The 25528-nt window shown below is 67.4% G+C and carries 27 protein-coding genes; 11 read left to right on the plus strand and 16 right to left on the minus strand.

Features of this window, described 5'->3' with window-relative positions; translation table 11 throughout:
* Position 1: 1 nt before the first annotated feature.
* Positions 2-1393 (minus strand): MFS transporter, encoded by a 1392-nt coding sequence (locus AC1M2K_RS06920; RefSeq protein ID WP_480238761.1) that lies wholly within the window; start codon positions 1391-1393, stop codon positions 2-4.
* Positions 1394-1535: 142 nt separating this feature from the next.
* Here AC1M2K_RS06920 and AC1M2K_RS06925 point away from each other — a divergent pair, with 142 nt between their 5' ends.
* Positions 1536-2456 carry a LysR family transcriptional regulator gene (locus AC1M2K_RS06925; RefSeq protein WP_480240380.1) on the plus strand — a complete coding sequence of 307 codons (921 nt, stop codon included), beginning with the start codon at positions 1536-1538 and terminating at the stop codon, positions 2454-2456.
* A gap of 63 nt (positions 2457-2519) precedes the next feature.
* Here the strand turns inward: AC1M2K_RS06925 and AC1M2K_RS06930 are convergent, their stop codons facing one another.
* The 4 genes from AC1M2K_RS06930 to AC1M2K_RS06945 all read right to left on the minus strand — a co-directional run bounded on the left by AC1M2K_RS06930 (position 2520) and on the right by AC1M2K_RS06945 (position 6740).
* Positions 2520-2855, minus strand: coding sequence for a DUF4234 domain-containing protein (locus tag AC1M2K_RS06930; RefSeq protein WP_480240381.1), 336 nt, complete (start codon positions 2853-2855; stop codon positions 2520-2522).
* Between the two features lie 97 nt (positions 2856-2952).
* Positions 2953-4059 carry a DUF2207 family protein gene (locus tag AC1M2K_RS06935; RefSeq protein WP_480240382.1) on the minus strand — a complete coding sequence of 369 codons (1107 nt, stop codon included), beginning with the start codon at positions 4057-4059 and terminating at the stop codon, positions 2953-2955.
* Positions 4060-4167: 108 nt separating this feature from the next.
* On the minus strand, positions 4168-5223 hold the full coding sequence (locus AC1M2K_RS06940; protein WP_480238757.1) for an ABC transporter permease: 1056 nt from the start codon (positions 5221-5223) through the stop codon (positions 4168-4170).
* Entirely contained in the window at positions 5220-6740 is a 1521-nt protein-coding gene (locus tag AC1M2K_RS06945) for a sugar ABC transporter ATP-binding protein (RefSeq protein WP_480240383.1), read from the minus strand. The genes AC1M2K_RS06940 and AC1M2K_RS06945 overlap by 4 nt, the downstream gene beginning before the upstream one ends.
* Positions 6741-6914: 174 nt before the next feature.
* On the opposite strand from AC1M2K_RS06945, the gene AC1M2K_RS06950 reads away from it, so the two are divergent.
* The 3 genes from AC1M2K_RS06950 to AC1M2K_RS06960 all read left to right on the plus strand — a co-directional run bounded on the left by AC1M2K_RS06950 (position 6915) and on the right by AC1M2K_RS06960 (position 10294).
* Positions 6915-7958 (plus strand): substrate-binding domain-containing protein, encoded by a 1044-nt coding sequence (locus AC1M2K_RS06950; RefSeq protein WP_480240384.1) that lies wholly within the window; start codon positions 6915-6917, stop codon positions 7956-7958.
* A 121-nt stretch (positions 7959-8079) separates the two neighbouring features.
* A complete protein-coding gene (locus AC1M2K_RS06955; protein WP_480240816.1) occupies positions 8080-9231 on the plus strand; it encodes a Gfo/Idh/MocA family protein in 1152 nt (383 codons plus the stop codon).
* 58 nt (positions 9232-9289) lie between these two features.
* Entirely contained in the window at positions 9290-10294 is a 1005-nt protein-coding gene (locus tag AC1M2K_RS06960; protein ID WP_480238754.1) for a sugar phosphate isomerase/epimerase family protein, read from the plus strand.
* A 198-nt stretch (positions 10295-10492) separates the two neighbouring features.
* Here the strand turns inward: AC1M2K_RS06960 and AC1M2K_RS06965 are convergent, their stop codons facing one another.
* Positions 10493-11698, minus strand: coding sequence for an ROK family protein (locus tag AC1M2K_RS06965; protein ID WP_480238753.1), 1206 nt, complete (start codon positions 11696-11698; stop codon positions 10493-10495).
* A 259-nt stretch (positions 11699-11957) separates the two neighbouring features.
* Between AC1M2K_RS06965 and AC1M2K_RS06970 the strand changes: the two genes are divergently transcribed.
* The 3 genes from AC1M2K_RS06970 (at position 11958) to AC1M2K_RS06980 (ending at position 14620) form a co-directional block, all read left to right on the plus strand.
* Positions 11958-12842, plus strand: coding sequence for a 3-methyladenine DNA glycosylase (locus AC1M2K_RS06970; RefSeq protein ID WP_480240385.1), 885 nt, complete (start codon positions 11958-11960; stop codon positions 12840-12842).
* Positions 12843-13014: 172 nt separating this feature from the next.
* The gene (locus AC1M2K_RS06975) at positions 13015-14115 is read left to right on the plus strand and encodes an alcohol dehydrogenase catalytic domain-containing protein (protein WP_480240386.1); all 1101 of its coding nucleotides are present in this window, start codon (positions 13015-13017) and stop codon (positions 14113-14115) included.
* An 85-nt stretch (positions 14116-14200) separates the two neighbouring features.
* Positions 14201-14620, plus strand: coding sequence for a DUF1761 domain-containing protein (locus tag AC1M2K_RS06980; RefSeq protein ID WP_480240387.1), 420 nt, complete (start codon positions 14201-14203; stop codon positions 14618-14620).
* 42 nt (positions 14621-14662) lie between these two features.
* On the opposite strand, the gene AC1M2K_RS06985 is transcribed toward AC1M2K_RS06980, so the two are convergent.
* The 5 genes from AC1M2K_RS06985 to AC1M2K_RS07005 form a co-directional block, all read right to left on the minus strand.
* A complete protein-coding gene (locus AC1M2K_RS06985; RefSeq protein WP_480240388.1) occupies positions 14663-15454 on the minus strand; it encodes a tryptophan-rich sensory protein in 792 nt (263 codons plus the stop codon).
* 98 nt (positions 15455-15552) lie between these two features.
* Positions 15553-16044 (minus strand): tetratricopeptide repeat protein, encoded by a 492-nt coding sequence (locus tag AC1M2K_RS06990; RefSeq protein ID WP_480238748.1) that lies wholly within the window; start codon positions 16042-16044, stop codon positions 15553-15555.
* 75 nt (positions 16045-16119) lie between these two features.
* Positions 16120-16548 carry a hypothetical protein gene (locus tag AC1M2K_RS06995; RefSeq protein ID WP_480240389.1) on the minus strand — a complete coding sequence of 143 codons (429 nt, stop codon included), beginning with the start codon at positions 16546-16548 and terminating at the stop codon, positions 16120-16122.
* Positions 16549-16722: 174 nt separating this feature from the next.
* Complete coding sequence (locus AC1M2K_RS07000; RefSeq protein WP_480240390.1) at positions 16723-17070, minus strand: hypothetical protein; 348 nt, start codon at positions 17068-17070, stop codon at positions 16723-16725.
* A gap of 62 nt (positions 17071-17132) precedes the next feature.
* Positions 17133-18032 carry a DUF4097 family beta strand repeat-containing protein gene (locus tag AC1M2K_RS07005; RefSeq protein WP_480240391.1) on the minus strand — a complete coding sequence of 300 codons (900 nt, stop codon included), beginning with the start codon at positions 18030-18032 and terminating at the stop codon, positions 17133-17135.
* Positions 18033-18139: 107 nt separating this feature from the next.
* On the opposite strand from AC1M2K_RS07005, the gene AC1M2K_RS07010 reads away from it, so the two are divergent.
* Positions 18140-18634, plus strand: a complete 495-nt coding sequence (locus tag AC1M2K_RS07010) for a GrpB family protein (protein WP_480240392.1) — start codon at positions 18140-18142, stop codon at positions 18632-18634.
* Here the strand turns inward: AC1M2K_RS07010 and AC1M2K_RS07015 are convergent.
* Positions 18628-19101 carry a nucleoside deaminase gene (locus tag AC1M2K_RS07015; RefSeq protein ID WP_480238744.1) on the minus strand — a complete coding sequence of 158 codons (474 nt, stop codon included), beginning with the start codon at positions 19099-19101 and terminating at the stop codon, positions 18628-18630. The two genes, AC1M2K_RS07010 and AC1M2K_RS07015, sit on opposite strands and share 7 nt — an antisense overlap.
* Before the next feature lie 130 nt (positions 19102-19231).
* On the opposite strand from AC1M2K_RS07015, the gene AC1M2K_RS07020 reads away from it, so the two are divergent.
* A complete protein-coding gene (locus tag AC1M2K_RS07020) occupies positions 19232-19603 on the plus strand; it encodes an ArsR/SmtB family transcription factor (RefSeq protein ID WP_480240817.1) in 372 nt (123 codons plus the stop codon).
* Positions 19600-20082 (plus strand): SRPBCC family protein, encoded by a 483-nt coding sequence (locus AC1M2K_RS07025; RefSeq protein WP_480240393.1) that lies wholly within the window; start codon positions 19600-19602, stop codon positions 20080-20082. Before AC1M2K_RS07020 ends, AC1M2K_RS07025 begins: the two co-directional genes overlap by 4 nt.
* Before the next feature lie 118 nt (positions 20083-20200).
* Here the strand turns inward: AC1M2K_RS07025 and AC1M2K_RS07030 are convergent, their stop codons facing one another.
* Entirely contained in the window at positions 20201-20452 is a 252-nt protein-coding gene (locus AC1M2K_RS07030; protein ID WP_480240394.1) for a hypothetical protein, read from the minus strand.
* Between the two features lie 334 nt (positions 20453-20786).
* On the opposite strand from AC1M2K_RS07030, the gene AC1M2K_RS07035 reads away from it, so the two are divergent.
* Positions 20787-21557, plus strand: coding sequence for a VOC family protein (locus AC1M2K_RS07035; protein WP_480240395.1), 771 nt, complete (start codon positions 20787-20789; stop codon positions 21555-21557).
* 91 nt (positions 21558-21648) lie between these two features.
* Here the strand turns inward: AC1M2K_RS07035 and AC1M2K_RS07040 are convergent, their stop codons facing one another.
* The 3 genes from AC1M2K_RS07040 to AC1M2K_RS07050 all read right to left on the minus strand — a co-directional run bounded on the left by AC1M2K_RS07040 (position 21649) and on the right by AC1M2K_RS07050 (position 25443).
* Positions 21649-22659 carry a PHP domain-containing protein gene (locus AC1M2K_RS07040; RefSeq protein ID WP_480240396.1) on the minus strand — a complete coding sequence of 337 codons (1011 nt, stop codon included), beginning with the start codon at positions 22657-22659 and terminating at the stop codon, positions 21649-21651.
* A 13-nt stretch (positions 22660-22672) separates the two neighbouring features.
* Entirely contained in the window at positions 22673-23623 is a 951-nt protein-coding gene (locus tag AC1M2K_RS07045; protein WP_480240397.1) for an LLM class flavin-dependent oxidoreductase, read from the minus strand.
* A gap of 113 nt (positions 23624-23736) precedes the next feature.
* Positions 23737-25443 (minus strand): hypothetical protein, encoded by a 1707-nt coding sequence (locus AC1M2K_RS07050; protein WP_480240398.1) that lies wholly within the window; start codon positions 25441-25443, stop codon positions 23737-23739.
* Positions 25444-25528 lie beyond the last annotated feature (85 nt).

A 25528-nucleotide genomic window follows, 5' to 3' on the forward strand; every position in this document is an offset into this window, starting at 1 on the left:
CTCAGCGTTCGACCGGGACGTTCACCGGTTCGAGGCCGTGCTTGCGGGCGTCGACAGCGTCGACCTCGAACAGCGAGGCGCCGCGGGTCTCCTTGAGGGTGATCACGGCGACAGCGGTGATCGCGCAGGCGATCAGCAGGTAGATCGCGACGGGCACCCACGACTCGAACCGCTGGAGCAGCGCCGAGGCGATGATCGGTGCGAGTGAACCGGCGATGATCGACGTGACCTGGTAGCCCAGCGAGACGCCCGAGTACCGCATCCGGGTCGGGAACATCTCGGCCATGATGGCCGGCTGTCCTGCATACATCAGCGCGTGGAAGCAGAGGCCGATGGTGATGGCCGCGACGATGAGCACCGGGTTGAGGGTGTCGAACAGCGGGAAGGCGAAGAACGCCCAGGTCGCCCCGAGGACGGCGCCGGCCAAGTAGACCGGCTTGCGGCCGAAGGCATCCGAGAGTCGCCCGACCTGCGGAATGACAAGGAAGTGCACGACGTGCGCGATGAGCAGGGCCAGAAGCAACTGGCTCGTGTCGTACTGGTGCACGGTGACGAGATAGACGATCGAGAAGCTCACGATGATGTAGTACAGGATGTTCTCGGCGAACCGGAGACCCATGGCGCTGAGGATGCCGCGCGGGTACTTGCGGACGACTTCACCGACGCCGTAGCTGATGGCCTTCTCGGCCTCGACCTGGGCGCGAGCCTCGAGGAAGATCGGCGCCTCGTTGACATGGGTACGGATGTAGTAGCCGATGAGGACGATGACGGCAGAGAGCCAGAACGCGATGCGCCAGCCCCAGCTGAGGAACTGCTCGTCGGTGAGGAGCCAGGACGTCGTCAGGAGCACGAGGGTGGCGAGCAGGTTGCCGACGGGCACAGCCGCCTGCGGCCAGCTGGCCCAGAAGCCGCGTGACTTGTTCGGGCTGTGCTCGGCCACGAGGAGGACGGCACCGCCCCATTCGCCACCGACGGCGAAGCCCTGGACGAAGCGCAGGACGACGAGGAGGGCTGGCGCCCAGTAGCCGATGGAGTCGAAGCCGGGGAGGCAGCCCATGAGGAACGTGGCGACACCGACGAGGATGATGGTCAGCTGCAGTGTGTGCTTGCGGCCGAGCTTGTCACCGATCTGGCCGAACACGATCCCGCCGAGGGGGCGGGCGATGAAGCCGACCGCGTAGGTCAGGAATGCGGCGATGATGCCGTCGAGCTGGCTGCCGGCGTTCGGGAAGAAGACCGCCCCGAAGACGAGGCTGGCTGCCGTCGCGTAGAGGAAGAACTCGTACCATTCGACGACGGTGCCGACCATCGACGCGGCGACGATCTTCTTCAGCCCGGACTTTTCGCTCGTCGTGCCTGGATCGGCCCGATCTGCGCGTTTGTTGACACTCATTGTCTGTCTCCTCTGTGTCCTCACTGACACACTGGTGGGTCTGCGCACGCTCCCGGATGGGGAGACGGCCTAACTGAGTATTCGTGCAGACGCAGGGCGCGACAATGCCCAGCTTTCCACATGCCCTGTGCATACTTGCAGAATGAGCTTCCTGACGACGACGTCCCGCCCGCCGAATCCCGACGACCTGCTTGTGTTGCTCGCCGTCGCCCGCAGCGGCAGATACACCACGGCGGCGGACTCGCTCGGCGTGAATCACACCACCATCTCGCGTCGGATCTCCGCCCTTGAGCGGGACCTCGGCGGGCGGGTGCTCTCCCGCACCGTCGGGGGCTGGGAGCTCACCGACCTCGGCCGACGCGCTTTCGAGGCGGCGGAGAGCGTCGAAGCGGCCGTGTCCGTGCTGGCCGGGTCGCCGGACGAAGTGCATCGTCTGTCGGGTGTGGTCCGGTTGTCGGCGACGGATGGCTTCAGCGCCTACGTGGCAGCGCCGGCCGTCGCCGACCTGCAGCGGGAGCATCCGAAGCTCACCGTCGAGATCATCACGGTGACCCGGCCTGCTCTGCAGCAACGGTCGGGGCTCGACATCGAGGTCGTCGTCGGCGAGCCGCACGCGCACCGGGCGGAAGCGATCGAACTCGGTTCGTACATCCTCGGCATGTACGCGTCGAAGGCCTACCTCGATGAGCACGGGACGCCGACCCGCGCGAGCGAGCTGGCGGAGCATCCGCTGGTCTACTTCGTCGATTCGATGCTGCAGGTCGACGCTCTCGACGCGCCGCGCCGGCTGGTGCCGACGATGCGGGATGCCTTCACGTCGACGAACGTGTTCGTCCACGTAGAGGCGACGCGGGCCGGCGCCGGAATCGGGTTTCTGCCGTGTTTCATGGCCGACCGGCATCCGGATCTGGTGCGTCTGCTGCCTGCCGACTTCCAGGAGCGCCTGCCCTACTGGATGGTGCTGCGCCCCGATTCGCTGCGTCAGCCGGCTGTCGCGGCTGTCGCGTCCGCCCTGCGTGCACGGACGAAGCTGTTCGAGCCGCAGCTGATGGGTCGTGCCTGAGCGCGATTGAACGCAGAAACGCCCCCGTCCGTGTGGATCGGGGGCGCTCCTCGTACGGCGTGGTTATGCGGTGGCTGGCCTGAGCGACGATACGGGGGCCGTTCCCGCATCGGTGCGCTGGTTCATGCCCGCCTGGACGAAGGCCCCACCGATGTTCCCCAGGAGGAAGATCAGAGCGAACTTTCCGCCGACTCCGCCTCCCGTGACCTGAGCGATTCCTTCGGAGAGTTTCCACATCCACCAGATCGAGACGAACGGGACGATGACGAGCCAGGTCGTCGGGACGGCTGCGCCCTGAGCCTTCACTTCGCCGCGGGTCTTGGCGAGCCAGACGATCCAGTAGATGCCGAAGGTGATGAGGGGCAGGAAGAACACTGCTGCAGCGCTGCGGCGTTTCAAGAAGACTCCGATCGTAGGTGTTCTCGAACCGTACTGTGCTCTCGCGGAATCCTGGCCGTGGAGAGCGCCCCCAGTCAGGGGCGGGCGTAAGCCCCGGTCAGCCGAACAGGTCGGAGAGTGCTTCGGCGCCCGCGCCGATCACCTCGACCACCGCCCCGCCGGCATCCACCGCGTCGCCCACCGCGCTGGCCAGTTCGACGAGATCGCCGACCGAGGCCGTCAGGAGCAGGATGTCACCGGCGACGTCCATGACGGCGCCGATGCCCTCGATATTCATCGCGGCGAGGTTCTGGTAACTGACGTTGAGCTCAGCGATCCACTCCTTGCTGTGCCCGAAGAGGATGGCGTATGGCAGCAGTCGTTCGTTGAGAATCAGCCGGTCGAGTTCGAATGCCACAGCGGGGTCGGCCTCGGCGGGGAGGCCGAGAGCGAGACCGGCAGCGGTGACACCTGAGGCCGCACGCAACGCGCCGGATGGACTCTGGAGAAACCGGAGCCGGTCAGCCTCCGCGAGCGTGATGTAGCCGTTGAGCCCGGCGAGCTGCTCCCGGATGAGCACGGATTCGGGCGTGTACCGCCGCCATGACGTCGGCGTGACGACGAAGGTGACGATGATCACACCAACGGATGCCACGGTGAGCCAGAACGAGGGCCAGTCCCCGTTCACGCCGGTGCCGATGAGGATGACCGCGGCGACGATCAGGGTGATGGTGTTGAGCACCCGGATGATCACCAACGGCCAGGCGAGGCGCGGGCCGAGAAGGTCGTGCGACCGCAGGTATCGCTCGACGATCGAGATCAGCCGAGCGACCCGGCGGGACTGTTGCCGTCTGTCCTTGCTGAAGCGGCGGACACGGTCGGAGGAGTGCCCAGGGCCGAACAGCGCCTCGAGGACGGCGACGTCTTCCGCCGTGAACTTCGCATCCGGCTGCAGTTCGACGGCAACCGGCGCCTTCGTGTCCGGCTGGGCGAGGATACGGATCTTGCGGTCGACAGCCATCCCGACGAGCGCGGCCGGGACCGCTCGTTTGTCGAGGCCCGCGAGCAGAGCAGCATCGAGGATCGGAACGCCCTTCGGAGGCAGGTATTCCACCACGCGCGGCTTCGGCAGGGCCCGACCGGTCGCCCGCAGGACGATCCCGATCGTCAGCAGCGCCAGCGCGGGGATCGTCACCGCGAGGACCACAAGCAGGATCTCAGCCATCGCCCCAGTCTCCCAGAGAGCGGCTGCCCCGAACTGCGAGTTGCCCGGATCCGCGGGTGCGCGCACCTGCACGACCCTCAAATCCGGGCAACTCGCGAGTGAGTGGCGCTATCTCTTCCCGGAGGCCGCACCGCCGGTCGCAAACCGCTGTTGCAGCAGCACGGCCACGACGATGATGACGCCCTTGGTGATCGCCTGAACCGACGTGTCGATGTTGTTCTGGGTGAATACGTTCGTCAGCGTCTGGAAGATCAGCACACCGAGCACTGTGCCGACGATCGTTCCTCGGCCACCGACGAGAAGGGTACCGCCGACGACCACAGCGGCGATGGCATCCAACTCGTAGAGGGTTCCGTGGGTCGAGGTGCCTGCCGTCGTGCGGCCGAGCATCATGATGGCGGCGATGCCCGCGGTGAAACCCGAGAGCACGTAGACCATCAGGACGTGACGCCTGACCTTGATACCGGCGAGGCGGGATGCTTCGGCGTTGCCGCCGATCGCGACCGTGCGGCGCCCGAAGGTGGTGCGGTTGAGCAGGATCCAGCCCAGGATCGCGACGATCGCGAAGATCCAGACCAGCACGGGGACGCCGAGCAGGTTCGCCCGGGTGAACTCGAGGAACCCGGTGTTGACGACGATGTTGGTGCGTCGGCCGGAGATGAGTTCCGCGAATCCTCGTGCGCCGACGAGCATGGCGAGGGTTGCCATGAAGGCGACCACATTGCCGTATGCGATGACGATGCCGTTCACGAGGCCGGCCGCCAGACCGACAGCGAGCGGCACGATGATCATCAGAAGCCAGGAACTCTGCGTCGCTACGGCCTGCAGCGCCGGGAGACTCGCGACGACGGTGGCAAGGCCCATCACCGAACCCACGGAGAGGTCGATGCCTCCGGCGATGATGACGAACGTCATGCCGATCGAAATCACCCCGATGACCGAGGCCGCCCGGAGGATGGTGAGCATGTTGTTGACGTCGGCGAACCGGTCACCGGCGGTGACGGTTCCGACGATGATGAGAACGACGAGGGCGATGACGAGGCCGAGGTTGCGGCCTACAGAGCCGCCCATGACCCGCCTGAAAGTGCTGGGCCGTTCAGCCTGCTGGGACGCGCCGGGGAGCGGGGTGCCCTCCGAGAGGACGGGGGATTTCTGCTCGCTCACGCGGCACTTCCTTTCATTACGAGGTCGAGTACACCGGATTCGTCGATGTCGGCGGCATTCCGCTCAGCCAGCACGTCGCCGTCGCCGATGACGAGCACGCGGTCGGAGAGGCCGATGACCTCTTCGATCTCGCTCGAGACAACGACGATGGCGGTGCCTTCGGCCGCGAGACGGCGGATGAGGGCGTAGATCTCTGCGCGTGCCCCGACGTCGACGCCACGCGTCGGCTCGTCGAGGAGCAACACCCGGGTACCGTGCACGAGCCAGCGGGCCAGGAGGATCTTCTGCTGGTTTCCGCCGGAGAGGGTGCGGGCCGGTCGTTCGGGGTCGGCCGGCCGCAGTTCGAGGGCCGTGATCTGTTCACGTGCCGCGTTCTTCTCGGCGCCCTCGTTGAGGAGGCCCCCGCGCGCGAACCGGGCGAATGTCGACAGGGTCACGTTCTTGAAAATCGGTTCGTCGAGGATGAGACCCTGGCTCTTGCGCTCCTCAGGTGAGAAGCCCATGCCGGCATCGACGGCCGCGCTGACGGATCCTGCGTGCAGGATCTTGCCCTGCACGGAGACGGTCCCGGATGTCGCCTTCCGTGCCCCGTAGATCGTCTCCAGGATTTCGGAACGGCCTGACCCGACCAGCCCGGCGAGACCGACGATCTCCCCAGCTCGCACCGTGAAATCGACGTCGGCGAAGTGCCCGCGCAGGTTGAGGTGATTCACCTCGAGAAGGACGGGGGCGTTCGTGGGCACCGGAACGGCCTCCGGGAACACGTTGGCGATCTCACGACCGGTCATGAGCTTGATCAGCTCCGGAGTCGGAGTCTCAGACACTGCGAGGCCGCTCGCGGTGCTCTTCCCGTCCTTGATCACCGAGATGCGATCTCCGATCTGCCGGATCTCTTCGAGCCGGTGCGAGATGTAGACGACGGCGATGCCCTGATTGGTCAGCTCGCGGATGACCCTGAACAGGTTGGCCACCTCGCCGGAGTCGAGCACGGCGCTCGGCTCGTCCATGATGATGAGTTTCGTGTCACGGGACAGGGCGCGGGCCATGCTGACGATCTGCTTGTTCGCAGCGGACAGCTGACCGACTTCTGTCGAGGCGGGAATGTCTCCGTGGCCGAGCCGGGTGAGCAGTTCCTTCGTGAGCCGGTTCGCCTGCGCCACCTTCAGCAGCCCGCCGGTGGAGTGTTCGTGGCCGAGGAAGATGTTCTCGGTGATGGTGAGGCCGTCGACGACGTCCAGTTCCTGGTACATCGTCGCGATGCCGAGGTCGAGGGCCGCGACCGGGTGGGGGATCGTCACCACGTCGCCCTGCCAGATGATCTCACCCGAGTCCGGCTGATGGACTCCGGCGAGCGTCTTGATGAGGGTGGACTTGCCTGCACCGTTCTGGCCGAGAACGCAGTGGACTTCGCCCGCTCGAACAGCCAGGTTCACGCCCTTGAGCCCCTGCACACCGGCGAAGGCCTTGGTGATACCGCGAACCTCGAGCAGGGGTGACGCCTGGTCTTCATCGATCATGGTTGCAATCTAACACACATATGACGATGAACAATAATAAGTCGCCGATTTCGACATCACTTCTGCTATGGTGGCAAACGTCAACGTCGACACAAGCAGCCGGTTCGACAGCAACGTGGGCCGCAGCTCTCCTCCTCGTTGGCACCTTGCGAATGACCTAAATGGAGGAAACACATGCTTTCACTACGCAAGCGGCAGAGGATGCTCGTCGCCGCCGGCGCCACGCTCGCCGCCGCTCTTGTGCTCACGGGCTGTACCCCTGGCGACACCAGCAACGAGACCGAGCCCACCGGCGCCTCTGCCGAAGAGAACGAGGCGGAGGGTGACACCGTCGTCATCGGCTTCTCAGGACCGGCAGCCGACCACGGCTGGCTCGGCGCCATCAACTCCGCTGCGATCGCCGAAGCGGAGAAGTACCCGGACATCGACCTCAAGGTGGCAGAGGGCACGAACGACGCCAACCTCCAGATCAGCCAGGTCGAAGGCTTCATCAACGACGGCGTCGACGCCATCGTCCTCCTGCCCACCGATGGTGCTGCCCTCACCGAGGTCGCCATCCAGGCCATGGAAGCCGGCATCCCGGTCATCAACGTCGACCGTGAGTTCTCGAGCACCTTCGCCTCCCGTGTCACCATCCTCGGTGACAACTACGGCATGGGTGTCTCGGCCGGAACCTACATCTGCGAGAAGGTCGGCGACAACCCGGACGCTGTCGTCGCTGAGATCGCCGGAATCGACTCGCTTCCGCTGACCCAGGACCGCAGCCAGGGCTTCGCGGACGCTCTCGAAGACTGTGGCCTCGAGGTCTCCAACCGCGTTGCAGCGGACTTCACCGTGCAGGGCGGCGAAGCTGCGGCCTCGCAGCTGCTGTCGGCAGCTCCGAAGATCGACGCACTGTGGAACCACGATGACGACCAGGGTGTCGGCGTCCTCGCGGCGATCGACGCTGCAGGTCGCGACGAGTTCATCATGGTCGGCGGTGCAGGCTCCAAGAACGCCATGGACCTGATCAAGTCCGGCGACAGCGTGCTCGAGGCGACGGTCATCTACCCGTCGACGCAGGCAGCTGACGGCATCCGTCTCGCCCGCCTCATCGCTCAGGAGAAGGCAATGAGCGACCTGGTCGAGATCGAGGTCCCGAACCGCATCGTTCTGAACGCGCCCGTCGTGACGAGCGAGAACGTCGACAAGTACCTGCCGACGGCCTTCGCGTCCTAGGCGAACCGGGCGGGGGCGCCCTTGGGCGCCCCCGCCCTTTTTTCACTGTCACACACCCGCGGTCGCCGGCTGCCGGCCGCCAGAAAGAGGAATCGTGCCCAACACACCACTTCGCATCGCCATGATCGGCTACGGCTTCATGGGAGCCGCGCACTCGCAGGGCTGGAGGGTCGCACCGCGATTCTTCGACCTTCCCGCGAACCCGGAGATGACGCTGCTCGTCGGCCGGAACGCCGAGGGCGTCGCCGCTGCCGCTGAGAAGCTCGGCTGGGCCGAGACCGCGACGGACTGGCGGGATGCCATCGCCCGCGACGACATCGACGTGATCGACATCGTCACCCCTGGCGACTCACACGTGGAGATCGCCATTGCGGCGCTCGAGGCCGGCAAGCACGTTCTGTGCGAGAAGCCGCTCGCGAACACGGTCGATGAGGCTCGCGCGATGGCGGATGCTGCTGAGAAAGCCGCTGCTCGTGGTGTCTACGCGATGGTCGGGTTCACTTACCGCCGCGTCCCAGCGGCCACCTTCGCCCGCGACCTCGTGGCATCCGGAGCGATCGGCGAGGTCCGCCAGGTTCGTGCCAACTACCTGCAGGACTGGCTCGTCGACCCGGAGGTCCCGCTGGCCTGGCGGCTGCAGAAGCACCTCGCCGGCTCAGGGGCACTCGGCGACATCGGCGCACATGCCATCGACCTCGCCCAGTTCATCACCGGCCAGCGCCTCACGAGCGTGAGCGGCATGATGGAGACCTTCGTCAAGCAGCGCCCGAAGATCGCGGAAGTCTCCGGGCTCTCCGGAACAGCATCCGACGAGATGGGCGACGTCACCGTGGACGACCTTGCGCTCTTCACCGGGCGGTTCGACGGTGGCGCCGTTGGTTCGTTCGAGGCCACGCGCATGTCGACCGGTCGGAAGAACGCCTTCCGGATCGAGGTCTCCGGTTCGAAAGGCGCGATCTCGTTCGACCTCGAGAGCCTCAACGAGCTCGGCTTCTACGATGCGACAGCACCTGCGGACCGGCAGGGCTTCACGAGGATCCTCGTCACCGAACCCGAACACCCGTACATGTCAGCGTGGTGGCCGACCGGACACATGATCGGCTACGAGCACGGGTTCAGCCACCAGGCGAAGGACTTCGTCGAGGCCGTCGTCGGCAAGACTCAGCCCACCCCGTCGTTCGATGATGGCCTGCAGGTCCAGCGGGTCCTCGACGCGGTCGAGCGCAGCGCGGAGAATGGCAGCGCGTGGGTCGCGACCTCCGAGGCTCACTGAGCCCCTGGCATCCGTTTTTCTCGATCGACATCGATCAACTCGACAAAGGAGTACATTCATGAGCCGTCCTGTCACCCTGTTCACCGGCCAGTGGGCCGACCTGCCGTTCGAAGAAGTCGTCCGTCTTGCCTCCGGGTGGGGATATGACGGCCTGGAGATCGCCTGCTGGGGGGACCACCTCGACCCGTGGCGCTGGGACGACGAGGAATACGTCGCCGGCAAGCTCGCCCTGCTGGAGAAGTACAACCTCAAGGTCTGGACGATCTCGAACCACCTCAAGGGGCAGGCCGTCTGCGACGACCCGATCGACCAGCGGCACCGTGACATCCTGCCCGATGTGGTGTGGGGCGACGGCGACCCGGAGGGCGTTCGCCAGCGTGCAGCCGAAGAGCTGAAGAACACCGCGCGTCTCGCGGCGAAACTCGGAGTGAAGACGGTGACCGGGTTCACCGGGTCGTCGATCTGGAAGTACGTGGCGATGTTCCCGCCTGCCTCCGAGGCGATGGTGGATGCCGGCTACCAGGACTTCGCCGACCGCTGGAACCCGATCCTCGATGTGTTCGACGAGGTCGGTGTGCGGTTCGCGCACGAGGTGCACCCGTCCGAGATCGCGTACGACTACTGGACGACGGTGCGCACCCTCGAGGCGATCGGACACCGCGAGGCATTCGGCCTCAACTGGGACCCGTCGCACATGGTGTGGCAGGACATCGACCCCGTCGGCTTCCTCTGGGACTTCAAGGACCGGATCTACCACGTGCACTGCAAGGACACGAAGAAGCGCCTCGGCAACGGCCGCAACGGCCGGCTCTCGTCGCACCTGCCGTGGGCCGACCCGCGTCGTGGCTGGGACTTCATCTCCACGGGTCACGGTGACGTGCCCTGGGAGGATGCGTTCCGCATGATGAACGCGATCGGTTACGCCGGGCCGCTGTCTGTCGAGTGGGAAGACGCCGGCATGGACCGGCTCGTCGGCGCCCCTGAAGCGCTCGAGTTCGTCCGGAAGTTCGCGTTCCCCGCTCCGGCTGCGGCCTTCGACGCCGCGTTCAGCACAAAGAACTAGGCGCCTCACCGACCCCTCCGGAGTCGTGCGGGGTCCCCACCGGTAATCGAGCTTGTCGAGATCCCGGTCCGCCGGGATGAGGGGTCGCGCGGGTCAATCGGCTCTGCGCGGGTGTTTAATCACCCGCGCAGAGCCGAAACGCCCGCGCAAGCGTTCGCGACGGCGCCAGCGGCGTGCGTGAGAGAGGGATGCCCCGCGTCAGCGCGCGGCGGCATCCGCCAGGTCCACGACCATGGCTTCGACGCTCTCGGGGGAGAGCACGTGATGGATGGCGAGGATGCTTGCGCCCAGCACGGCCGCGTTCGCTCCGACGCTGGACTGTGTGATCTGCAGGTGCTGGGTGGCGAGCGGCATCGACCGCGCGTAGACGACCTCACGCACTCCGGCAATGAGGTGCTCGCCCGCCTGCGCCATGGCGCCTCCGACGACGATCACCGACGGGTTGATCAGACTGATCGCCGCGTTGAGGATCTCGCCGAGGTCACGCCCGGCCTGCCGAACGGCCTGGATGGCCTTCTGGTTTCCGCCGCGGACGAGCTCGACGACATCCTGGCTGGTCGCCGCGGGGATGTCCTGTTCGGTGAGCAGCTCGGCGAGGGCAGGGCCGGAGGCGACCGCTTCGAGACAGCCGAGGTTGCCGCAGTGGCAGATCGTGTCGCTGCTCCGCGAGACCCGGACGTGGCCGATGTCGCCGGCGACGCCCTGGGCGCCGCGTTGCAGCATCCCGCGGGAGATGACGCCGGCACCGATACCGGTGGCGACCTTCACGAAGATCAGGTGGTCGACCTGGGGCCACGCGACTTCGCGTTCGCCGAGCGCCATGATGTTGACGTCGTTGTCGACGAGGACGGGAACGCTGAAGTGTTCCTGCAGCCAGGCGGGTACGTCGAAGTTGTCCCAGCCGGGCATGATCGGCGGGTTGATCGGGCGGCCGCTGGAGTGTTCGACCGGGCCGGGCAGGCCGACGCCGATGGCGAGGAGGTCGTCGACCGAGCGACCGGCCTTCTGGACCAGGGTGTCGCCGGCGCTGATCACCCAGTTCAGCACCACTTCGGGGCCTTCAGTGACATCGATGTTGGTGGCATCCTCGCTGAGGGGGCGACCGACGAGGTCGCTGACGGCGATGCGCACGTGGGTCGCGCCGATGTCGACGGCGAGGACCACTTTGTTGCCGCCCGTCAGCGCGAACTGCGAGGAGGGCCGCCCGCCGGTGGATGGCGCGGTCTGGGCAGGGCCGATGAGGCCGAGCTGCATGAGCGAGTCGATGCGCAGGCCGACAGTGGAGCGGGCGAGGCCGGTGAGTGTGGCGAGTTCGGTGCGTGTGCGCGGCCGACCGTCACGCAGGATCTGGAATATGTCGCTCGTCGCTGAAGATCCGAGAGCGGTAGGACTTATGTCGACCATCATGCAATTCAATCACATCTGACGGCTGAAAGTTGTCGTTCTTCGTCATATGTTGGCTGTCCAGCGATATCCCCGACGGCGCATTCGCCGGCCCGCGGGGTCGCCTAGGGACAGCCTGTTCTCAACGTCGGAGATTCTCTGCCGATCGCGGGTTCGGAGGGCATTCTCTACGAATTCGGCGGAAATCTCCGAAGTTGGAGACAGCGCTCTGGCTGACTACCCCTCGGCACTCCCAGCCAGCACGAGCTACCGTGGGAGCATGCCCACCCTGACTGCTCTGACCACGGCGATGCCGCGCGTCGAGTGGGAGGCGCGCGAGGCCGCGCACCAGGGGCGCGCCGACGCCCTCACCGCTGACTGGCGGGTGCGCGTGCAGCGGGGCGAGAAGCATCCGATCGAGGACTTCCTCTTCACCTACTACCCGTTCAAGCCGAGGCACATTCGTCGCTGGCACCCCGGCGCCGGTCTCGAGCTGACGGATGCCGCCGGCCTCGACCGCGCGGACTGGCGCTGGTACCGAGCAGACGGCGACGGCATCACCGTCGACGCCGCCGGGTATCTTCAGGCGAACCGCGCGTCTGTCGACTTCATCGAGAAGCTGCTCAGCCGCACCGCGGCGCGGGTGAGCCAGTTCGGCTGCTTCGGCCTGCACGAGTGGGCGATGGTCTACAAGCAGGGCGAGCACCGGCATCCTGTGCCGCTCCGCCTGGGGCAGGCGGGCACGGACGAGGTCGTCGAGTCGCACCACATCGGCTGTTCGCACTTCGACGCCTTCCGCTTCTTCACACCGGCGGCCGTACCACTCAACCGGCTGCAGCCGACCCGCGAGTCGTCGCCGGAGCTCGAGCAGCCCGGCTGCCTGCACGCCGGAATGGACGTCTACAAGTGGGCGATCAAACTCGGGCCACTCGTGCCAGGGGAGATCCTGCTCGACGCGTTCGTGCTGGCCCGCGACATCCGCTGGCTCGACATGCGGGCGTCGCCGTACGACATGGAACCGTGGGGCGCTGAACCGGTCGCGATCGAGACGCCGGAGGGCAAGGCCGAGTACGTGCGGAAGCAGCGCGCGTTCGCCGAGCGGTCGAATGCGCTGCGTGCCCGGCTGGTCGAGGCGATCCAGGTCGCCCGCACGGTAGCTGCCTGAGTTTCAGGAGGAAAACCGTGGGGTCCGTCCGCGTATGGGCGATACCCCCCCGTGCTCGCTCGAAGGAGCGAAGCGACTGAAGCGTCCTCCCGAAACCACGACTCCGGGTGCGAGCGTGCGAAGATCGTCGGGGTCGCCTGTCGGCGGCGCGAACACGACGAGGTGAGAACGCATGAGAATTTCCGGTGCCGTGCTTGAGGAGATCGGGCGCCCGCGTCCGTACGCCGACTCCCGCCCACTTTCTATCTCCGAACTCGAGCTCGACCCGCCCGGCGCGGGCGAGGTGCTCGTGCGGATCGAACGGGCTGGGCTGTGCCACTCCGACCTCTCGGTGATCGACGGCAACCGACCGAGGCCGGTCCCGATGCTGCTCGGCCACGAGGCATCCGGCATCGTCGAACAACTCGGCGACGGGGTCGACGGCCTCGCGCTCGGCGACCGGGTCGTCATGACCTTCCTTCCCCGCTGCGGCGACTGTGACGGATGCCGCTCCGACGGCCTGCTCCCCTGCGGCCCCGGCTCGGCGGCGAACAACGCAGGCACGCTGCTCTCGGGTGAGGAACGCCTCAGCCGAGACGGCGCGGCCGTGCACCACCACCTCGGCGTCTCCGGATTTGCGACCCATGCGGTCGTCGACGCCCGGTCGATCGTGCGGGTGGACGCGGACATCCCCGCCGACGTGGCCGCACTGCTCGGCTGCGCGGTGCTCACCGGCGGCGGTGCCGTGATCAACCTCGCCAAACCGAACACAGGCGACACACTCATCGTGGTCGGGCTAGGTGGCGTCGGAATGGCCGCGCTCCTCACCGGGCTCGCGCTCGGCGCGACGGTGATCGGCGTCGACGCCAACCCCGACAAGCTCGGGCAGGCACTCGAACTCGGGGCGTCCGCTGCGTACAGCCCGGCGGATGCCACGGAGCAGGGCGTGAAATCAGCCACCGTGATCGAGGCGGCCGGCAATGTACGTGCGTTCGAGACCGCTGTGGCGCTGACCGCGCCAGGGGGGACGACGATCACGGTCGGGCTCCCGGCCCCGACGGCGTTCGCGCAGGTCTCCCCGCTCGGACTCGTCGCCGAGGCGCGGACCATCGTCGGCAGCTACCTCGGCTCAGCGGTGCCCTCACGGGACATCCCGATCTTCGCGGACCTCTGGCGCGCAGGCCGCCTGCCGGTGGAGAAGCTGGTCTCGGCGGAGATCGGCCTCGACGAGGTGAACGCGGCGATGGACGCTCTCGCCGACGGTCGCGCGCTCCGCCAGATCATCGTCTTCTGAGGGCGCGACCGGGCCGGGAACCCTACCGACGACATCCGTATCGGGACTACACTTCAGCCACATCTGTCACACGGAAGGACACAGCATGGTCCCCGAGATCAACTATTGGGCAGTTCTCCTCGCCACCCTTTCGAGCATGGTCGTCGGCTCGATCTGGTACACGCCGAAGGTCTTCGGCAACTACTGGATGAAGGCTGCGAACGTCACACCGTCCGGCAACTCGAAGGATGCCATCCGGCCGATCCTGCTCACCCTGGTCGTCAGCTTCATCACGGCGTGGGTGCTGGCCGGCGCCGCGTTCATCTCGTGGGACTTCTACGGCGGAAGCTTCTTCGTCAACGCCCTGCTGACGAGCATCATCCTCTGGGCCGGCTTCACCGCCGCACGCTTCATCACACACGACGCCTTCGACGGCCGCCCGGCCGGCCTGACCGTGCTCAACGTGGCCCACGAGTTCGTGACCATCGTCATCATGGCCATCATCATCGGAGTCTGGCCCGCCTGATCCGACACGTTGCGCTGTGGCCTACCCGAGCGACGGAGCGCCTCAGCGCGTGGGCAGCGGCCGTGGCGCCCGGATGCGCGCCGCGACGGTCACGAGCAAAATGGCCGCGACCACGATGATCGCGGCAATCGCCGTCGGGACCGACTCGAGGTCGCCGGCCAGACGGCCAACGGCGACCCACGCGATTCCCCAGCAGAGCGAGGCGGACGGCGCGAGGCGCCCCCGGCCGTAGAGAGCGAGCCCGATGCCGATCACTCCGGCGACGACAATGACGAGGACGCCCCACACGTCGGCAGAGATCCCGAATCCGGTGAATCCCGCCGCAGCAAGGACAGCGGCGACGTTCGCGGCCGTGGCGATCGTGACCCAGCCCAGATAGAGCCCGACGGTGCCGTCGGTGACGATCGCTTCGAGGAGGTTCTTCGGGCGCGACGCGAGCGTGAGGCGGAACGCCTGGATCAGCACGAGCAGAAGCAGAACGATGATCGGCACGCTCGCCCAGAGCAGGTCGAACTGCACACTGAGGATCCACGCCGCGTTGAGGATCAGCGACAGCGCGATCGGGTAGCCGAGCCGACGGTGCCGCTCATCCGTCTTCTGCGCGGGCAACAACTGCCAGACCGCATAGGCCAGCAGTCCCGCGTAGATGACCGACCAGATCGCGAAAGCGGGGCCGTCGGGGGCGACAGGCGTGGCATCCGCTGCGAGGGCACCGCCGGATGCCTCGGCGATCGGCGTGCCACCGGCTGCTCCCGAGCCGATGAACGAGCCGACGATGGCGATGAGTGCGCTGATCACGACAATGATCTGGCGCAGACGGTCGTTGTGTTTCACGATGCTCCCCCTCGATGGCCACGGGATCGCACGACCCCGAGCGTTCCTCGACCCTAGCAAGCCCGATCGCGAGGCTGCCGTCAGCTGGCGTTCCCGCGTCAGTCCTGCTCGGTCAGCTGGCGCGCGTAGTTCGTGAGCGAACGCTGGTACCGCGGCAAATGGGGGGCGAGTGCTCCGAGCGCGATCGACAGGGCTTCCCGCTCCCTGCCGACATCGGCGAGGGCCAGCGCCAGGAATCCGACAACGGCATCGTCGAGCTCGTCGGAACCCGCCTCCGCCTCACCGGTCAGCAGCGCGACGCTCTCGTCGGCGTGGCCGAGGTTGCGCAGCGAGCTCGCCAGCTGGATCACCGCCTGCCGACGCCGGTCGTCATCGAGCCCGCCAGCGAGGGCCTCGCGGTAGAGCGGCACGGCCAGGTCGGTCCTGCCGGTCGAGTCGTACGACCCGGCCAGCTCGAACAGGCCAACGGGGTCCCCTGGTGGTCGTTCGGCGACGAGTGCCTCCATCGTCGTGACGAAGTCGCCCTCGTCGTACTCATCGATGTCGGCCCACAGGCCGGCCAGGCGGTCTTCCCAGTCGTTCGCGTCCATGGGGCAACGATAGCGATGACGGATGCCGTTGGGCGGCATCCGTCATCGGGGTCAAGCGTCTGGAACGTTTCCGCGCTACGCGGCCCGCGTCATGTCGCTCTTCAGCGGTACCGTGGTGCGCCTGCGGCCGGGGACGACCGACCCTTCCGGGAGGGTGGTGTCACGGGTGATGTGCGCCCCCGCGCCGATCTTCGTGTTGGCGCCGATGCGGGAGTGGCTGCCGATCTCGGCACCGACCCCGACCGTGCTGCCTTCGCCGATGTGGACGTTGGCGCCCACGAAGACCCCGGCCGCGACGGTGACGTCTCGGTCGATCCAGCTTCCGGCACCGACCCAGCCCCGGCCGGCGACGTGCGCGCCGGGCTCGACATAGGCGGTGGGATCGAGAAAGGTCGTCGGGTCGACCGTGGCGGTCGAGGCGACGAGTCCGCGACCGTTGCTGTGGCGACGGTACTTTGCGATCTCGCCCGCCTGGGACTCGATCTCTTCAAATACTTTGCTCATGATCTCCTTCGGCGCACGACCGCAACAGGGAGCGGATTTGTGCGCTATCACCCTCAACAGCGGCGAGTTATGTGCGATTCCTCCTACTCAGCGTGCTCTCAGGAATCCCGCAGGGCACGCGAAGGATGCCGTTGGGCGCCCTCGACGGCATCCGTTCGTCGGCGGAAATCCGGGTCAGTCGGCATCGATGCGGTCGAGGAGCGTCTTCAGAGCATCCCGGACGTCGTCGTAGTCGTTCTGCCCGGCCCGACTCTCGGCCGAGATTACGCCGCAGCGGTGGACCTTGCGGAAGTCGCCGATCGGGAACTTGTAGTGCCCCTTGGTGTCTTTCGGCGCGTCGTCGTCGACGCCGAGGTACCAGTGCGAGTAGTCGGACCAGGTGTGCGTGTCGAGGAAGTCGTTCTCCTGGTCCGCTGTCGGGGCGTGCTCGCTCCAGTCGTCGCGTTCGTCGCGGACGACCTTGCCCTCAGCGATGAGCTTCTTCGCCTGGCGAAATGCGGGCTGGTTGAGTGAGACGGTCATGGCTGGCTCCCTTCGTCGTGAGCCAGCCAACCCGCCCCGCTTTCGCGATTCAACCCCTTGCTTCAGCGCCTCCTGGAGGTCTCGATCGTGATGCCGCCGTTCGTGGTCTGTGCCGTGAGAGTACGATCGGCGCGGCGGTCGCCGGGCACGTCCTGGGTGTCGATCCGCCCGTTCGTCGTGTCGGCTTCGACGAAGTACTCGGTGCCGTCGTCGGGCACCTGGATGCGGATCTCGCCGTTCGTGCTGTTCGCAGAGACCTCATCGGGGGCGTCCGAGAACGACAGACGGACGGCGCCGTTCGTCGTCTCGGCTTGCACCTCGGCGGAGGTCGAGTTCTCGAGTTCGATCCGCCCGTTCGTCGTGTGCAGGGCGAGCACACCGCTCGACCCGTCCACCTCGATCGCGCCGTTCGTCGTCGACAGGTCGAGAGCGCCGGTGAGGTCTTCGGCCGTGACGCTGCCGTTCCGCCCGGTCGCGGTGACTTCGAGGTCCGGCGGGAGGGACACGTCGATCCTCACCCGGCAGTTGTTGAGCGGCAGGAACAGGACCCAGCCGTCGGGGCATCCGCCGCGGATCTCGGTCTCGTCACCTGAGGCGCTCACGTCGAGCGGTGGCCTTGTGCCCGAGAAGGTGCCACGCATCGTGACGTGGATCTGGTCGTCCTCGCTCGCCGTCAGCCGAATGGCCGCGTTGGGCACGTCGATGAAAACGCTTGTGCCTGCCTCGGCGTCGACGTTCTCGGTGATCGGCGTTCCGCGGAAGGCGTTCACCGCGGCGATCGACCCGGCGACGATGAGAGCGATGAGAAGCAACGGAATGCCGACAAAGAGCAGGATCGCGAGCCCGGGCGAGAGGCCCTTCCGCGGTGCCGGGGCGGGTGGCTGGGCGGGGACCGGCGGGTAGTCCGGCGTCGGTGGTTGAGCGGCCGGTGATTCCCCAGGGGCCGTTGGCGGGATGGTCATGGTGGAGCCCTCTTTCCTGATCGTGCGTGAGTTCGGGTCTCTCTGGCACAAGGGTAGCCACAGCGGCGGGCTGCGGCGAGGGGTCTGGTCGTGCCTACGATGAACGCATGGACCTGCAGAACTCGGCGCTGTTCCGGCAGCGAGCGCAGAGCATCCTGAGTGCCCAGCGGGTGGCCCTGGCGGAGGCCGGGGTCCCCGGGGTCCTCGAGCTGGTCGGAGGGAGCAGCGTCGACGGTGCGCTGACGAAGGGGGATGTCGACCTGCACCTGCGGGTTGAACCGGTCGCGTTCGAGGGGGCAGTGGCCAGGCTGCGCGAGCTGTTCACGGTGGTGCATCCGGAGATCTGGTGCTCGACGCTCGTGACCTTCGACGTGCCTGCTGTGCTCCCGACGGGGCTCGCCGTCACGCCGCTCAACTCCGAGCACGACCTGCGCTTCTCCCGCGTGTGGCGATTGATCGCTGCCGACCCTGGGCTGGTTGCCGAGTACAACTCGGTGAAGCGGGATGCCAGTGCCTCGGACTACGAGCAGCGGAAGTCGGAGTTCTTCGACCGCGTCCTCGGGCGGTGGACGGAGCGTCCGGCAGACGGGTCCCCTCAGTAGTCGGTGCGGTCGGGCTTCGCCTCCCAAGCGGTGAACGGCGCGAGCTTGTCCGTGGCCTCGCCTGCGGTAATCGGGATTGCCGGGGCAATGCCGTCGAAGTGGTCGAAGAACCGGGCGTCGTCGAACCCGGCGCGGTCGGCGTCGTGGCGGTCGGCGGCGTAGACGACGGCATCGATCCGGGCCCAGAGCGCTGCCGCGACGCACATCGGGCACGGCTCGCAGCTCGAGTAGAGCGTGCAGCCGGAGAGCTCGAACGTCCCTAGCGCGACACACGCCCGCCGGATCGCGACCACCTCGGCGTGCGCCGTCGGGTCGTTGTGAGCCGTCACCTGATTGGTGCCGGTGAACGTGCGGCCGCTCGCGGTGACGATCACGGCGCCGAACGGTCCGCCGCCGGTGTGGACGCTCTCCACGGCCAGCGCCACCGCAGCGTCGAGGTGCTCAGCCGAATCCTCTGCACGTGACATGCCTCCTGCCTATCACGCGGTCGCTGCCTTGCCCAGTACCCCAAAAAATATCGTGATGAGGTCTTGACGGGGCGGAGCATCCGTTCTACGTTAACAATCAGATGGTTGATCAAGGAGTTAGTTGATTACAATGACCGACACGGATGCCGACAGCCGGCTCGATCGCGCGTTCCTCGCCCTGGCGGACCCGGTGCGTCGCGCGATCGTCGCGCGGCTGAGTCGCGGCCCCGCGACGGTCAACGAACTCGCTGAACCCTTCGCAATCTCGAAGCAGGCGGTCTCGAAGCACATCCAGGTGCTCGAGCAGGCGGGGCTCATCGGCCGCACGCGCGACGCGCAGCGGCGGCCGGCGTACCTCATCCCCGAGGCGCTCGAGAACCTCACCGCGTGGATCGACACGTACCGGCTCACCACCGAATCAAGCTTCCGCCGGCTGGACTCCGTCCTGGCCGGAATGGACACAGACGTCACCACCCCACCACAAAGAAAGGAAAAGAAATGACGAACCCCACCACCATCACCGTTCCTGAGGGACAACCGTTCATCGAGATCGTGCGCGAGTTCGATGCGCCGATCGAGGCCGTCTACCGCGCCCACACCGATCCGAAGCTCGTGGTCGAATGGCTCGGACCGCGCGGCTACAAGATGGACATCGAGCGCTGGGACCTGGTCACCGGCGGCGGCTACCGCTACGTGCACCGCGACGGCGACGAGGAGTACTGGTTCAACGGGATCGTGCACTCCGCGTCGCTCGAGAAGGGCATCGTGCAGACCTTCGAGTTCGAGGGTTTCCCCGGCGCTGTCAGCCTGGAGTTCCTCACACTCGAGGACCTCGGCAACGGTCGTACCCGTGTCACCGGCCACAGCGTCTACCCCACGGTCGAGAACCGCGACGGTATGGCGGAGTCCGGAATGGAGAAGGGCGTCAACGAGGGCTACGAGCAGCTCGACGAGTTGCTTGCGAAGACGCCGGTGTCCTGACGCCCGCCCGTTGGTCGAGCAGGCCGCCCCCACCCGTTGGTCGAGTAGCTCGCGAAGCGAGCGTATCGAGACCCCTATGCGGATCTCGGTACGCTCGCTTCGCTCTGTCGCTATTCGATCAACGGGGTTCGGGCGCCCGCCGTCGGGAGCGCGGCTCCGGCGGCGGCGGAACTTCCTTGGCCGCGAGGACCCTGGCGAACGCGACGGTCTCGAGCCCGCGTTTCGTCGCGATCGCGCAGTGCGTGCTGTCCGCGCGGAGAAACCAGCCGAGGGCATCCGTCGCCTGGCCGTCGTCCAGCTGGTGTCGCACCACGACGCGCGTGCCCTCGGCGGTTGCGCGGAGGAAGGCGACCGCTTCCTCGCCTAACATTCGGGTGCCGAGGTCTGGGGGAGGAGCATCCCTCCACCCTCTCACGCTCAATGCGTGTACTTCGGGAGGAAAAACCGGGGGGCCATCGCCGATACGTCGATCGAGCCCCTGAATTTCCTCCCGAAACCCACCCTCTGACGCGGAATCAGGTCGGGCAGCGTTCCGAATGTCGGAGATTCTCCGCCGAGAGGGCCGAATCCGCACCGCAAAGCCTCATTCCGGCCGATTTCTCCGAAGTTGGAGACGGACCCCGCCTCGCCGCCGCCCAGCCGGCACCCCTAGCCGGGCCTCCGGAGCGCGAGGTAACCTGTGCCGCAACGACGAAGGGAAACCCATGCCTGACATCACGGTCACCGTGCCCGGCGCACCCTGCTGGCTCGAACTCTCCACCTCAGACCCCGCCCGCTCGCAGCAGTTCTACTCCGATCTCTTCGGCTGGGATGCCGAAACCGGCGACGACGTGCTCTACGGCGGCTACGTCAGCTTCAGTTCCACCGGGCGCCGCATCGCCGGCGCGATGAAGAAGGACGAGAACGCCCCGTACCCGGACAGCTGGTCGGTGTACCTCCTGACAACGGATGCCACGGCCACGGCCGCCGCGATCGCCGAGGCGGGCGGCACGAACATGTTCGAGCCGATGAGCGTGCCCGAGATGGGCGTGATGGGATTCGCGGCCGACACGACGGGGGCATCCGTCGGCTACTGGCAGCCCGGGCATCACACCGGGTTCCAGGTCGAACGAGAACACGGCGCACCCGTCTGGTGCGAGCTGCTCGCGTCGGACTTCGAGAAAGCTGTGACGTTCTACGAGAAGGCCTTCGACTGGACCCTCAAGGACGAGGGCACCTCAGACGACTTCCGGTACAAGACCTTCGAGCGTGACGGGCAGCCGTTCGCCGGGATCTACGACGCCTCGAAGACGCTCGCTGAGGGCGAGTCGGCCTCGTGGGCCGTCTACTTCGGAGCGGACGACGTCGACGCCACCGTCGCCAAGGCGATCGAGCTCGGCGCCACGGTGAAGGACGAAGCCGTAGACACCGAGTACGGCCGCATCGCGACGGTCACTGATCCGACCGGGGCCCACCTCCGCCTGATGTCGTTCTGACCGCCGGCGAGATTGCAGTTGCGCACCCAAAACCCGGGTCTCGGGCGAATTTGGGTGCGTAACTGCGATCTCGCGCGCAGCGGAAGCGCCGTCAGCCTGCCCACTCCAGCAGGCGCTCCACTGGCCAGGTCGTGACGATCCGCTCGGGCGGCACCCCGTTCGCCTCCGCGCGGGCGGCACCGAGGTCGAGCAAGCCGAGCTGACCGGGGGCATGCGCGTCGCTGTCGATGCTGAACAGGCATCCGGCGTCCAGTGCGACCGCGATGAGGTCGTCCGGCGGATCCTGCCGCTCGGGCCGCGAGTTGATCTCGACCGCCACATCGTTCTCAGCACACGCCGCGAACACCGCGGCCGCATCGAAGCTCGACTCCGGACGGGTGCCCCTGCTGCCCTGCACCAGCCGCCCGGTGCAGTGTCCGAGCACGTTGGTCTGCGGATGACGGATACCCACCAGCATCCGCTCGGTCATCTCCCGTGAATCGAGACGCAGCTTCGAGTGCACGCTGGCCACGACGATGTCGAGCCGGCCGAGCATGTCGTCGGACTGGTCGAGCGCGCCGTCGAGGTTGATGTCGACCTCGATGCCGGAGAGCATCCGGAAACCGTCGAACTCCGCATTGAGCTCGTCGAGTTCGGTGAGCTGGGCCTCGAGTCGCTCGGAGCTGAGCCCGTTCGCCACGCGAAGCGACGGAGAGTGATCCGACGCGACGAGGTAGTCGTGCCCGAGCCGCTGTGCGGTGCGCGCCATGGTCGCCAGGTCGGTCGTGCCGTCCGACCACGAGGTGTGGCTGTGCAGGTCGCCCGTGAGCTGTTCGCGGAGTTTCTGCCCGGCATCCGTGATCGGCCCGCCGATGCGCTCGCGGAGGTCGGCGAGGTAGTCGGGGACGTCGCCATCCACCGCCTGCTCGATCACCGTGTACGTGGTCGAGCCGATGCCCTTCGTGCGCTTGAGACGGCCGTCGGCGACCCGCGCCGCGATCTCGTCATCGCTGAGAGAGCCGATCGCCGCGAGGGCTCCGCGGAACGCCTTCGTCTTGTACGGAGAGGCCAGGTCGCGCTCCAGCAGGAAGGCGATCTCGTCCAGTGCGTCCGTCGGTCTCATCGCAACTCCTTCGTCAGCGTCCGATCAGGGGGAAGACGTCGTCCGCAAACCGCTGGTAGCTCGCGATCGGATCGTCGGCGCCGGCGACCAGGACGATCGTGTCTGCTCCGGCGTCCGTCCACGCGGCGATCGCCCGGACGCCGTCCGCCGGTGTTCCACCGACAGCGAGCGATTGCAGGATGTCGTCGGTCAGCTCGCCGCTTCCGTCCGCGCCCAGCCCGGCGATCTCGGTGAGCCGGTCGAACACGCGGAAGTCGATCAGCCGCTGCACGCGGGAGCGGACCTCGGCGAGCGCCTGGTCCCGATCGTCGCCGATGCTCGTCATCGCGAGAAGCACGGTGCTGCCGGCGTCTCCGGCGGCGGCCATCTCCTCGCGGGCCCAGCGCACGGCATCCGGCGACGCGATCTCGGGCAGCAGAACGCCGTCTGAGCTGCGCCCAGTGATGCGGAGCCCGGTCGGCCCGGTGGTGCCGAGGTAGATCGGCGGTGCCTGCTCGGGTGGGAAGCCGATCCGCACGGCATCGAGGTGCACGTGGTGCCCGTCGACCGTGACCTCGTCGCCCGCGAGCAGCCGACGCAGGGCGACGGCGGTCTCCTCGAGCGCGGCGAAACGGCGGGGCACGTCTGCGCCGATCTGTTCCATCCAGCTCGGGATGCCGTGGCCGAGACCGATCGACAACCGGCCGGGGGCGATGCGGGCGAGCGCGGCGATCTCCATCGCGGCCGTGGCGACGTTGCGGGTGACCGCGGGCAGCAGGCCGATCCCGACGTGGATGCGCGTGGTGACGGCGAGCGCGGTCGCGGCCATGGTGATGCCGCCTGCCCAGGGCAGGTCCTCGCTGAACCAGAGCTCGTCGAAGCCCGCCTCCTCGGCCCACCGGGCGAAGTCGGGGAGGCGCTCGGGCGCCCAGTCGGGTTCGAACCGCACTCCGATGCGGGCCTGGCGAGGGGATGTCGGCGTCATGCTACGAGCGTATGGCACGGCAATTCGTGGCCGCCGGGCTTCGGGAGGAAAATCCGGGGGTCTGTCCACGTATGGGCGATTGATCCCACGAATTTCCTCCCGAAACTCCAGCGCTACTGGTAGGTGACCAGGTCAGGTGCCGGCGACACCCCGCCCATCGTCTGCTCGGGCGTCAGCATCGGGACGTCTTCGTCGTAGAAGTTCTTCCAGCCCCAGTGGACGCCGGCCGGGGCATCCCGGTGCAGGTTCGCCCAGGTCGCCTGCTTGGCTCCCTGGCTGCCCTGACCGTCGGCGTGGACGAGCACGGCGATCTCCGGGCGGCTGAGGTCGAGCGCCGCCCGGTCGCTGATCATCGCCGGCCGGAATTGGTGCAGCACGAGCATCTTCTGCGGCAGCGCCTTCGCGTTCGTGAGGTCGGCGAGCCAGGTCGTGACGCTGTTCACCTCGGCGGCGCTGACCGACCCGATCTGCTTCAGCGGCACCTGGTCGGGCCCGAGCCGCCACTCCGGGTCGAGGGCGAGTCCGACGTTCGGCAGTTCGAGCAGCGACTGGTACTGCTTCGCCTGGGTGAGGAAGTCCGTACGCCCCGGCTGCAGGTCGATCACGACGTACAGTCCGGCTGCCGCCGCGGCATCCACCCACGGGCGTAACCCGTCGACGGAGAGCTCGTTGGAGTAGTTGCCGTCAGACCCCGGGCCGCCGGCGGCGACCGTGGCGATGATCTCGAACATGGGCACGACCGTCTTGTCGGTCAGGGCCGAGTACGGCGCAGCGACGTCACGGGCGCGCTGCACAGCACCGGCGGCATCCTGTTCGCCGAGCACACCGAGAACGCTCGTGCTCGGTGTGCCGTAGAGGGCGACGAATTGGTGCTGTGCGAACAGCAGTTGCCCGCCACCCGGCAGCTGGATGCCGCTGCGCGCCGACCTCACCTTCCACTCCAGGGCGGTCTCGGCCGTGAACGCCTGGCCGATCGCCATCGTCTTCGTCGTGGCCGACGCGCGCAGTGCGTCGATGACGGATGCTGTCGCCTGCGGGTTCGCGGACGCCTCCGGCACCAGGTGCACCGGGACACCCGCAGCCCGAGCTGAGGCGATGGCCGCGACCTGGTCCACGCCGTCGACCGCGAGGGCGAGCGTGTCGGTGAGCGGTTTGGCGGGTTTCGGTTGGGAGACGGCGCCAGCCGGAGGGGTGTGCGCACCGTCGGGTTTGCGGGGTTCGAGGGCCGCGATCCCCGCGGCGAATCCGGCGGGGTCGGATGCCGTCGGCTCCCCGATGCGTGCGCCGGTCGCCTCACGGACGGCATCTGCTGTCGCGTCGACCCGTTCGACGGTGACGGACGAGTCGGCGTCTTCCTCAGCGAGCGGCGCAACGTCACCGACGACGAGTGCGGTCGAGACGTCGAGCCGGTGGAGTTCGGCCGTCAGCGCCCGGCCGCCGGTGCTCTCGGCGCGGGCCGATGACGAACTCGATGGCGGGGGCGTTGTCGACTCGGACGGCTCCGCCTCGTCGGCAGCATCGGCGATGAGCAGAGGCACGCCGAGCGCGACGGCAGTCCTGGCGCCGAGTTCCTGGGCGTCCGCGTCCGCGGACGGAGCGATGATGACCAGCGGCGAGGCGTCGAACAGTTCCCGGCTGGTGGCGACGGATGCTTCGCTGTCGGTCGCTTCGGCGATCACAGTGAGGGCGGCATCCGGGTCCGTCGTCTTCACCGTCGTCTGTGCGGGCCGTTCGGCTTCGGCCGCGGTGCAGGCCGTGAGGGCGAGCACCGCTGTCACGGCCAGAGCGGTCGTGCGTGATCGACGGGTGAAGAGGGGCATGCCTCCACGCTATGTCACCCGGACGTGGGGTGCACATCAGCGCTCTCACCCTCGGCGCAACAAGCGGACACGGTGGCGGCGGCTC

It is taken from the genome of Mycetocola sp. Y171, from assembly GCF_056713165.1.